Annotated in this window: 9 protein-coding genes; 3 read left to right on the top strand and 6 right to left on the bottom strand. The window is 73.2% G+C overall.

All coding sequences use genetic code 11. The features are described 5' to 3' along the window. Positions 1 to 86 precede the first annotated feature (86 nt). Complete coding sequence (locus tag J2X46_RS21810) at positions 87 to 1,178, bottom strand: exo-alpha-sialidase (RefSeq protein WP_310254327.1); 1,092 nt, start codon at positions 1,176 to 1,178, stop codon at positions 87 to 89. A gap of 54 nt (positions 1,179 to 1,232) precedes the next feature. On the opposite strand from J2X46_RS21810, the gene J2X46_RS21805 reads away from it, so the two are divergent. The 3 genes from J2X46_RS21805 to J2X46_RS21795 are packed head-to-tail and all read left to right on the top strand — an operon-like array spanning position 1,233 to position 3,883. Next, positions 1,233 to 1,814: a helix-turn-helix transcriptional regulator gene (locus J2X46_RS21805; protein ID WP_310254325.1), complete on the top strand. Its 582-nt coding sequence runs from the start codon at positions 1,233 to 1,235 to the stop codon at positions 1,812 to 1,814. A 9-nt stretch (positions 1,815 to 1,823) separates the two neighbouring features. Continuing rightward, complete coding sequence (locus tag J2X46_RS21800) at positions 1,824 to 2,723, top strand: EamA family transporter (RefSeq protein WP_310254323.1); 900 nt, start codon at positions 1,824 to 1,826, stop codon at positions 2,721 to 2,723. 11 nt (positions 2,724 to 2,734) lie between these two features. Next, positions 2,735 to 3,883, top strand: a complete 1,149-nt coding sequence (locus J2X46_RS21795) for a PQQ-dependent sugar dehydrogenase (RefSeq protein ID WP_310254321.1) — start codon at positions 2,735 to 2,737, stop codon at positions 3,881 to 3,883. 39 nt (positions 3,884 to 3,922) lie between these two features. Here J2X46_RS21795 and J2X46_RS21790 read toward each other — a convergent pair whose 3' ends face one another. From J2X46_RS21790 to J2X46_RS21770, 5 genes are all read right to left on the bottom strand, one after another. Next, entirely contained in the window at positions 3,923 to 5,518 is a 1,596-nt protein-coding gene (locus J2X46_RS21790) for an alkaline phosphatase D family protein (RefSeq protein ID WP_310254319.1), read from the bottom strand. Between the two features lie 64 nt (positions 5,519 to 5,582). Then, positions 5,583 to 6,416, bottom strand: a complete 834-nt coding sequence (locus J2X46_RS21785; protein WP_310254317.1) for an ECF transporter S component — start codon at positions 6,414 to 6,416, stop codon at positions 5,583 to 5,585. Then, the gene (locus J2X46_RS21780) at positions 6,413 to 8,005 is read right to left on the bottom strand and encodes an ATP-binding cassette domain-containing protein (RefSeq protein ID WP_310254314.1); all 1,593 of its coding nucleotides are present in this window, start codon (positions 8,003 to 8,005) and stop codon (positions 6,413 to 6,415) included. Before J2X46_RS21780 ends, J2X46_RS21785 begins: the two co-directional genes overlap by 4 nt. Further along, a complete protein-coding gene (locus J2X46_RS21775; protein ID WP_310254312.1) occupies positions 8,002 to 9,111 on the bottom strand; it encodes an energy-coupling factor transporter transmembrane component T in 1,110 nt (369 codons plus the stop codon). The genes J2X46_RS21780 and J2X46_RS21775 overlap by 4 nt, the downstream gene beginning before the upstream one ends. Then, positions 9,108 to 10,112, bottom strand: a complete 1,005-nt coding sequence (locus J2X46_RS21770; RefSeq protein ID WP_310254310.1) for a hypothetical protein — start codon at positions 10,110 to 10,112, stop codon at positions 9,108 to 9,110. Before J2X46_RS21770 ends, J2X46_RS21775 begins: the two co-directional genes overlap by 4 nt. Positions 10,113 to 10,133 lie beyond the last annotated feature (21 nt).

Genomic DNA, 10,133 nt, shown 5'->3' with positions numbered 1-10,133 from the left:
GACCGCACCAGACCAAGAGAGGCGCCGTCAGACCACGCCGGTCCGGCGGCGCCTCACCCTGCCCATTGACAGCGGGGCCCTACATATCAGTCGAGGCGTGCGGCTCGTACGACGAGCACGTCCGGCAGGTCCTTGTGGATCTCCTGCCAGCTGCCGCCCTCGTCGGGCGAGGCCCACACGCCACCGTTGCGGCCACCGAAGTAGAGCCCGACCTGCTCGTGGTCGTCGACACACATCGCGTCGCGCATCACTGCGGTGAAGTAGCCGTCCGGGAGGGCGCCCTCGCCGAGCGGCTCCCACGACGAGCCGGCGTCGGTGGTGCGGTAGACGCGTGCCTTGCCGTCGACGGGCCAGCGCGCCTCGGCGCCAGTGATCGGGAAGTTGTACGCCGTGTCGGCCCGGTGCGGGTGGGCCACCATCGCGAAGCCGAACTCGGTCGGCAGACCCGGCGCGATGTCCTGCCAGTGAGCACCGCCGTCGTCGGAGCGGTAGACGCCGCCGTGGTTCTGCAGGTAGAGCCGATCGGGGTCCGCGGAGTCGCGGGCGACCTTGTGCACGCACTGGCCGAACTCGGGGTAGTTCCGCTCGCCGGGGAAGAACTCGGCCTTCACCCCGTCGTTCGAGGGCTCCCACGAGGAGCCACCGTCGGCCGTGGCGTACACACCGCCGGTGGAGAGGGCCGCGAGCACGTGCTCCCCGTCGCGAGGGTCGGGCAGGATCGTGTGGAAGGCCTGGCCGCCGAAGCCCTCGTTCCACTCGGGGCGGTGCGGGTGGTCCCAGAGCCCGCGCACCAGCGAGAAGGTCTCGCCACGGTCGGTCGAGCGGAAGATCGCGCCCGGCTCGGTGCCCGCCCAGACCACGTCGTCCTCGAAGCCCGGCTGGAGCTGCCACACCCGAGCGAGCGTCGCGCCGGTGTCCTCCGGGAAGCGCGCAGCGCCGTTCGGCGTCTCGTCCCACGACGTACCGAGGTCGTCGGAGCGCCACACCTGCGGGCCGAGCCAGCTCGAGGAGGCGCCGGCAAGCAGCCGCGGCGACTCGCCCCGGTTGTCGATCATCACGGAGTAGACCTCTTCCATCGGGAAGTGCGGTCCCGTCCACTCCCAGGCCGTCCGAGCCTCGTCGGACGTCCCCAGCCACATGCCCTTGCGGGTCCCCACCATGAGCAGCGTGCGCGACATCGAGCCTCCCCGTTCCGTGACTATTCCGATTAGGAACACTACTCTCGGAGCGAGATGAGTCAAGAGATCCCGGTGACCGGTTACGCCATCCTCGGCCTCCTCACCTTCGGCGACGAGCTGACGGGGTACGAGATCAAGCAGCGCGCCGACATCACGCTCCGCTTCTACTGGGTCTCCCCCGCGATGAGCCAGATCTACACCGAGCTGCGCCGGCTCACCGAGCACGGCCTGGTGCGGGCCGACGCCCGTCAGGACGGCGGCCGCGAGGTGACGTCGTACGCCATCACGGCAGAGGGACAGGTGGCGCTGCGCGCGTGGATGGACGGCACGCCGGCAGGGTTCCCGGTTCTCAAGCACACGGTGCTGCTCCGGCTGCTGATCGGGCACGCGACCGAGCCCGACCGGACGCGGCAGATGCTCCACGACTACCTCGGCGAGCTGGACGCGGCCATCCACGACCTGTCCAACGTGCGCGAGTCCCTGCGCGGCGCGGACCGGCCGGGCGAGCCGTTCCGCTTCCCCTCGCTGGTCGCGGACTGGGGACTGGACTACTTCGCCGCCGAGGCCCAGCACGCGCAGCGAGCGCTGAGCAGCCTCGATGAGACGGGCACCGGTGCCGGGGAGACGACTGAATAGGCTGACCCGGTGATCGACCGAGCGAGCCGTTCCCTGCTCGGACCGGTCGGCCTGGTCCTCATCGGGATCCTCTCGGTCCAGCTCGGCGCAGCCATCGCCAAGGGTCTCTTCGGCGAGATCTCGCCGACCGCGATGGTCTGGCTCCGCCTCGTCACCAGTGCCCTCGTCCTCGTCGCGGTCGCGCGGCCGAGGTTCGCCGGGCACTCGCGCCGGGACTGGGTCGTCGTCGTCGGCTTCGGCCTGAGCCTGGCCACGATGAACTGGGCGATCTACCAGTCCTTCTCCCGCATCCCGCTCGGCATCGCCGTGACGATCGAGTTCATCGGCCCGCTCACCCTGGCCGTGGTCGGCTCGCGGCATGCGCGCGACGTCGTCTGGGTGCTGCTGGCCGGGCTGGGCGTCGTGCTGCTCGGCTTCGAGCGCGCCGACCTGGACGTCCTCGGCGTGGTGTACGCCCTGCTCGCCGGGGCGGCCTGGGCGGCGTACATCCTGCTCAGCGCGAGCACCGGGCGCCGTTGGCCGGGCTTCGACGGCCTCGCGGTCGCCAGCCTGGTCGCCGCCGCGGGGATGACGCTGCCCGCGCTGCTCGCCGCCGGGAGCGGCCTCTGGGACGGCCGGATCCTCCTCATCGGCGCACTGGTCGGCCTGCTGAGCTCCGTCATCCCCTACAGCTGCGAGCTCGTCGCCCTGCGCAGCCTGCGACCGGCGGTCTTCGGGATCCTGATGAGCCTCGAGCCGGCGGCCGCCGCGCTCGCCGCGATCGTCGTCCTGCACGAGACCCTCGCCGCGATCCAGTGGCTGGCGATCGCCTGCGTGGTGGCCGCGTCCATCGGCGCGACCAGGTCGGGGTCGGCCCCCGGCGAGCATCCCTCCGAGCATTCGGCGACGCCCGGCACACTGGCAACATGATGAGGGGCGACATGACGTACGGGGGACACATGCGGTCACGGCTCGCCATCGGCTCGCTCGCGCTGACGCTGGGGGCGGCGACCGGGTGCGCGAGCACCAGCGAGGACCCGATCCCCAGCACGACCCAGCCGACCGACCTTCCGAGCCAGCCGACCCCGAGCGAGACGCCCAGCGAGAGCGGGGGCGGCAACGCAGCGCCGAAGGCCGCGGGCGCACTCGTCGACGGGCTGGAGGTGCCGTGGGGCGTGGGCTTCCTGCCCGACGGGGACGCCGTCGTCACCGAGCGGATCTCGGGCCGGGTCCTGCGGGTCACCGACGACGGTACGTCGACCCAGCTCGGCGCGCTGTCGGGCACCGCGCCCGAGGGCGAGGCCGGCCTGCTCGGCGTCGCGGTCTCGCCCGACTTCGACAGCGACCGGACCCTGTTCTTCTACCTCACCACCGACAGCGACAACCGGGTGGTGAAGGCCGAGCTGGACGGCGACGAGCTCGGCGAGCCGACCATCGTCCTGGACGGCATCCCGAAGGGCTTCATCCACGACGGCGGGCGTCTGGCCTTCGGCCCGGACGGCTACCTCTACGTCACGACCGGCGAGACCGGGAACCCAGACCTGGCCCAGGACCCCGCCAGCCTGGCCGGCAAGATCCTGCGGATCACCACCGACGGCGACCCGGCGCCGGGCAACCCCGAACCCGACTCCCCCGTCTGGTCGCTCGGCCACCGCAACGTCCAGGGCCTCGCGTGGGACGACGACGGCCGGCTGTGGGCCTCGGAGTTCGGTGACTCCTCGTGGGACGAGCTCAACCTGATCGAAAAGGGCGGCAACTACGGCTGGCCCCGGTTCGAGGGCAGGAGCGGCGGCTCGGACTTCATCGACCCCCAGCTCGTCTGGCCGGTCGAGGACGCCTCTCCCAGCGGGCTCGCGTGGGCCGACGGCCACCTCTGGATGGCCGGGCTCCGGGGGCAGCGGCTGTGGCGGATCGACGTCTCCGCGGCCGGCAAGGCGTCACGCCCGACGGCGTACTTCACCGAGGACTACGGCCGCCTGCGGACCGTGGCGGCGGCGCCCGACGGCTCGATCTGGGTGACGACGTCCAACCGCGACGGGCGCGGAAATCCGACGCCCGACGACGACCGGATCATCGTCGTCCAGCCTTGATCCTGCGCCGTGAGTCCCTGAGAGACTCAAGGCCCAGGGTCAGAGATCCGCGAGCGGCAGCGCACCCGTCTGGTGGAGGCGCGGCGAGCCCGCCTCGACCGCGAACGACGCCCGGGTGAACGCCGGCGCGCCCGGCGCCCGCACGAACGGCAGGCTCCGGTAGTCGGCCGTCAGCACCTCGGGCGTGAACCGGAGACTCACGTAGCCGCGCAGGTCGTTCCAGAACTGCACCTGCGGGTTGGTCCGCGCCCACTTGTAGCTGCCGTCGGGTGAGTCCTCACCGTCGCCGTTGGAGGTGACGGACGTGCAGATCAGCTCGGGTACGACGACCGAGTCGGGGTCCTCGTGGTCGGCCCAGACCTCGGTCGCGAAGGCGTCGTGGACGTCGCCGGTCAGCACGACCGGGTTGGTGGCCTGCGCCAGCGACCCGATCACCCGCTCGCGGCACGACGGGTAGCCGTCCCAGCTGTCCATCGACAGCCGCCCGATCTCGACCGGGCTGAGCTCGAGCCGGCCGAACGGCACCTGCTGCCCGAGCACGTCCCAGGTCGCGGCCGACTCCCGCAGCCCGGCGTCCAGCCACGCCTCCTGCGGCGCACCGAGGATCGACCGCTCCGGAACCCACGTCTCGTCGCACGTGCCCATCGCGTCGGGCCCGCACGCCTGCGGGTCGCGGTGCTGCCGGGTGTCGAGCACGTGGAAGGTCGCGAGCTGACCCCAGCCGAAGCGCCGGTTCGCCGTCATGCCGGTGCCCTGCGGGAAGGCCGAGCGTCGCAACGGCATGTTCTCCCAGTACGCCCGGAGCGCGGCTCCGCGGCGCTGGTCGAACGGGCCGCCGACGGTCGACGACCCCGGCCGGTCACCGGCCCAGTTGTCGGTCACCTCGTGGTCGTCGAACACCGCCACCCACGGCGCGGTGCGGTGGAGGAGCTGGAGGTCCTCGTCGGTCTTGTACTGCGCGTGCCGTCGCCGGTAGTCGGCCAGCGTCGCCGTCTCCGGCCCACGGTGCTCACGGACGTTGCCGCTCTTCGCCGGCTCAAAGCCGGGGTCGTACTCGTAGAGGTAGTCGCCGAGGTGCAGCACCAGGTCGGGCTGGTCCTCGGCCATCCGGCGGTAGGCCGTGAAGTACCCGTGCTCCCACTGCGCGCACGACGCGAAGGCCACGGAGAGCGCAGCAGGTACGACGGCCGGGCTGGGCGCCGTACTTGTGCGGCCGACGGGCGAGAGGTGCCGACCGACCCGGAAGCGGTACCAGTACTCGCGGTCCGGCTCGAGGCCCGACGGCTCGAGGTGCACCGAGTGCCCGATCTCCGGTCCGGTGGACACGACCCCGCGGCGCACGACGCGGCGGAACCGTCGGTCGGTGGCCACCTGCCACTCGACCTGGCGCACCGCGTCGCCCATCCCGCCCTGGCCGTCGTCGGCGAGCGGGAGCTGCGCCAGCCGCGTCCAGAGCACGAAGCCGTCGGGCGACGGATCGCCGCTCGCGACCCCCAGCGCGAAGGGGTTCTCGCGCGGTGTCCCGGCAGCCGCGCTGGGCCGGAAGTCGAGGGGCGGCCCGGTCATGCCGGGAAGGAACGTCACGCCGGCGGCGACCAGGCCACCCTTGAGCAGCACCCGCCGAGAGGTCTCCACGTCCCCTGAGGTTCGTCGGCCGGGCTGGCCGGAGGGCGACCTCCGGGTGACGTGTCGTCGGCGGTCAGGTGGCGGATCGTGCCGTCGAGGCCGCCGGGACCGTCGTACCGGGTCGTACGACGGCGCGGCGGGCGGCGCGGCGCAGCGTGGTCAGGATCGCCGGGCCGAGGACCACGACCGCCACGGCCGTGGTGATCGCCCGCCCGGTGTCCCAGCCGCCGGTGGAGGTGAGCAGCGAGTAGACGAGGAAGCGGTGGGCGTTCTCCAGCACCGGCGCGCCGGCGACGTAGGCCAGCGACCCCTCGTGCCCGGGCACCACGATGCCGAGCGTGAACGGCCACGAGCTGAGGTTCATCAGGAGCCCGTAGAGGTACGACGCCACCACCGCGTAGGCGGCGAGCATCGCGATCTCGGCCCGGCCACCGACGCGGCGCGGGAGCAGCCCGGCACCCATCCCGACCCAGGCCGAGCAGATCATCTGGAACGGCAACCACGGGCCCACACCCGCCGTGAGCAGCGCCGAGGCGAAGAGCGACGTACAGCCCAGGGCGAAGCCGAAGCCCGCGCCGAACACGCGACCGCCCAGCACCAGCAGGAAGAAGACCAGCTCGATGCCGGCCGTACCGGCGCCGAGCCCGCGCAGCACCGCGTTGATCGCCGAGAGCACGCCCAGGACGGCGAGGACGCGCGAGTCCATGCCGCCCTCCCCCATCTCGGCGAGCACGACCACCATCACGAGCGGCAGGAGCGCGAGGAACATGAAGGGCGGCTCGACGCGCTGCCCGGGCTGGGCGTCGAGCAGCAACGGCCAGCACAGCATCATCAGCCCGGCGGCGGACGCCAGAGTGAGTACGACGGCGGTGCGGGGGCCGATCGGGAGGGCGACCGGGCGGCTCATCGCTCGGCCCCGACCAGCGCGGCCGCGACTTCCTCGACGACGAGCCAGGGCGGTCCGAGGACCTTGGTGACCTGCGGCGCGAACGACGGCGACTCGGCGAGCACGCGGCGCGGCGTGCCGCGGGAGACGACCTCGCCCTCGGCCATCACCACGACCTCGTCGGCGACGTGGGCGGCGAACTCGACGTCGTGGGTCGCCAGCAGCACTGCCCGACCGTCCGACGCGAGGTCGGCGACGATCCGGGCCAGCTCGGCCTTGCCGGCGTAGTCGAGGCCGCGGGTCGGCTCGTCGAGCAGCACCACCGGCGGTCGCGCGGTCAGCACGATCGCCAGCGCGAGCGCGAGCCGCTGACCCTCGGACAGGTCGCGCGGGTGGCCGTCGGCGCCGATCCCGGGAGCCAGTCGGTCGAGCAGGCCGCGGCAGGTGCCCGGGGCGACGTCGGCGCCGCTGTCGGCCGCGGCGCACTCCTCGGCGACGGTCTCGAGGTAGAGCAGGTCGGCAGCGGTCTGCGGCACGAGCCCGACGTGCGTACGACGCTGGGCCGCGGACAGGGATGCCGGATCGTCGCCGGCGATGTTCAGCGTGCCGCCGCGACGCTTCCCGGACCCCTGGAGGGCCCAGATCAGGCTGGACTTGCCCGAGCCGTTGCGGCCCATCAGCACGGTCACGGCGCCCGCGCGCAGGGTCAGGTCGACCTCGCGCACCGCGACGGTCGCGCCGTGGACGACGGTGAGGCCGCGGCCCTCGAGGACGGCGTCCCCCGGGTCAGTGGCGATCTGCTCCGGCGCGGTCAGGGCGGGGAGCGACCTGGCGTGCCGACGCGCGTCGCGCACGGTGAGCGGCAGCGGCTCCCAGCCGGCGAGGCGGCCGAGCTCGACGAGCGGCGGGGCCACCGGCGAGTCGGCCAGCACGACCGCGGGACGGTCGACGCGGATGCCGCCGTCGCCGGTGACCAGGCAGATCCGGTCGGCGAAGGGCACCACGCGCTCGAGCCGGTGCTCGGCCAGCAGGACCGTGAGGCCGAGGTCGTGGACCAGGCGGGTGATCGTGGCGAGAACGTCCTCGGCGGCGGTCGGGTCGAGCGCCGAGGTCGGCTCGTCGAGCACCAGCACCCGCGGGTGCGTGGTGAGGACCGCGCCGATCGCCACTCGCTGCTGCTGCCCACCGGACAGGGTGCGCAGGTCGCGCGCCCTCAGGTCGGCGATGCCGAGCAGGTCGAGCGTCTCCTCGACGCGGCGGCGCATCGTCTCGGGCGCGATGCCGAGCTGCTCCATGCCGTAGGCGAGCTCCTCCTCGACCGTGTCGGTCACGAATCCCGCCAGCGGGTCCTGGCCGACGTAGCCGACGAGGTGGGCGCGCTCCCGCGGCGGCTGCTCGACGATGCTGGTGCCGTCGAGCAGCACGTCGCCGGTGAGCTCGCCGCCGGTGAAGCGCGGCACCAGACCGGTGACCACGCCCAGCAGCGTGGACTTGCCGACGCCCGTCCGCCCGGAGACGAGCACCAGCTCGCCCTCCTCGAGGGTCAGGTCGACGTCGCGCAGCACCTCGTGCCGGTCGTAGCGAAACCCGATCCCGCGCAGCTCGATCATGCGGCCACCTCACGGACCAGCGCCGTCGACGGCACCGGCGTCGCCACGCCCGGGACGAGGCCGAGCAGACCGACGGCGAGGGCGAGCGGGGAGAGGTACGGCGTCACGTCGACGGCCGGGTAGGCGACGGCCACCTGGCTGCGACCGAACCACCAGCCGAGGACGGCGACCGCGAGCCCGACGCCGACGGTGACGAGCTCGGGGGTGCGCCACGAGTCGGGGCGGTAGCGGGTGCGCTGGACCCGTCGGCCTGCGCTGCTCAGGCCGACGACTGCCGCGACGACACCCGCCCCGAGCATCGGCATCGCGAGGAGACGCGGCGCGGTCGGGTCGAGCCAGGCGTAGGTGCCGACGCAGATGCCGGTGAGGGCGAGTAGCAGCAGCGACCCGGTGGTCCATCGCTCGCGCAGGGTGGCGCCACCGGAACGTCCGTAGCCGCGGGTGTCCATGCCGGCCGCCAGGGCGAGCGACCGCTCGAGGGCGTCCTCGAGGACGGGCACGAGGAAGCGCCGGAGCCGGCCCACGCCGGTCGTCGTACCCCCGCGGAGGGCCTGCGCGGCCCGCACCCGGCGGGCGCTGTCGGCGAGCTGCGGGAAGATCGTCACGGCGACGACCATCGCGGTGCCGATCTCGTAGAGCGCGGGCGGGACCGAGGCGAGCAGCCGCTTGGGGTTGGCGAGCGAGTTGGCCGCCCCGACGCAGAGGATGATCGCGGCGAGCCGGAGGCCGTCGTACAACCCGGCGAGGAGCGCCTCGCTGGTGACGGGGCCGAGCAGCCGGATCCCGGCCGCCCAGTCCGGCAGCGGGACCTCCGGGAGGTCGAGCAGCACGTGGCCGACCGCTTGGCCGCCGAAGAGGATGCGGAAGACGACCCGGGCGACGATCGTGACCGCCGCGAGCAGGGCGTAGAGCCGGAACGAGCGACCGAACGGGTGGCCCGAGCGTCGTGCCATGACCACCACCGTCGCGGAGCCCATGATCAGGAGCAGCAGCAGCGGGTTGGTGGTCAGCGAGGCTGCCGTGGCCAGCCCGATCGCCCAGGTCCACCAGGCGATCGGGTGCAGGTCACGCGGCAGTCCCCACACGGACGACGCCGATCCGGTCACGGCGCCGAGGATCCCCGTCGCCGGCGCGCCACCACCGCGCTCGCCACCCCGGCGAGGGCGACCAGTCCGACGATGCCCCAGGTGACCGCCGCCGGGATACGGGTCGGCTCGTCGGCCTCCGGCCCGCCTGCCTCGGAGGACGCACTGGGCGTTGAGTCGCTGGGAGACTCAAGGGCAACGGACGGCTCGTCCGAGGGGTCGCTGGACGCTGAGTCGCTGGGAGACTCACTGCCCTTGGTGGGCTTCTTCGAGGGCTTGCTGGACGGTGAGTCGCTGGGAGACTCACTGGCCAGGGGCGACTCGGAGGGGGTGCTGCTGGGCGTCCCGGAGGGCGAGGTCGACGGGCTCGGTGACGAGGTCGGCGAGCTGCCGCCGCCCTTGCCGCCACCCGTGCCGCCGGACCCTCCGGACCCACCCGAGCCCGAGCCCGGGTTCGTCGGCGACGAGGTCGGGGACGAGGTGGGCGACGACGTGGGCGAGGACGTCGGGCTCGGCGAGGCCGGCGCGACCGGTGGGGCGACGGACGGTGCGGCGGGAGAGCCGCCACGGTCCTGCTGCCACGCCCAGCCCACCGAACCTCCGGCGGGGACGGTCTGGCCGCCCACGCCGGAGGACGCGTAGGTCCACGAGCCCGACGAGCCATCGGACCACCAGAGGCCCCAGTAGGCGTTGGCGGGCGAGGCGTTCACGCACGGGTCGTTGGCAGGTACGTCGTTGACGCGGCACACGAAGCCCGGCTGGCGGGTGGCGTAGCTGATCCTGACGCCCACCGAGGCGAAGACCGCCGCCGCGCTCTTGCCGCCACCATCCGGCGCGCACGTCGTCACGGTGCTCCCGCCGAGCTCGCGGTAGTCGACGACGACGCTGACACCTCCCGACGAGGTGCAGGTAGCCGCACCCGCAGACGCGACGTAGGCCGTCGGTGCGAGCCCCAGCGAGAGGGACAGAGTCGCTCCCCCGCCCACCAGACCAGCGGCCAGGAGGGTGAGGGGGCGCAGCATCCGGTGTGCGCGAGCCTGGGT

The sequence above is a fragment of the Nocardioides sp. BE266 genome (assembly GCF_031457855.1).
GTDB lineage: Bacteria > Actinomycetota > Actinomycetes > Propionibacteriales > Nocardioidaceae > Nocardioides.
Note: the sequence above shows the minus strand (reverse complement) of the source record. Positions and strands in the feature narration are given on the sequence as shown.

Bases quoted from the DNA above. Each gene is read 5' to 3' on its own strand.
- J2X46_RS21810 (WP_310254327.1), bottom strand. From the start codon at position 1,178: ATGTCGCGCACGCTGCTCATGGTGGGGACCCGCAAGGGCATGTGGCTG.
- J2X46_RS21805 (WP_310254325.1), top strand. From the start codon at position 1,233: ATGAGTCAAGAGATCCCGGTGACCGGTTACGCCATCCTCGGCCTCCTC.
- J2X46_RS21795 (WP_310254321.1), top strand. From the start codon at position 2,735: ATGACGTACGGGGGACACATGCGGTCACGGCTCGCCATCGGCTCGCTC.
- J2X46_RS21785 (WP_310254317.1), bottom strand. From the start codon at position 6,416: ATGAGCCGCCCGGTCGCCCTCCCGATCGGCCCCCGCACCGCCGTCGTA.
- J2X46_RS21770 (WP_310254310.1), bottom strand. From the start codon at position 10,112: ATGCTGCGCCCCCTCACCCTCCTGGCCGCTGGTCTGGTGGGCGGGGGA.
- J2X46_RS21780 (WP_310254314.1), bottom strand. From the start codon at position 8,005: ATGATCGAGCTGCGCGGGATCGGGTTTCGCTACGACCGGCACGAGGTG.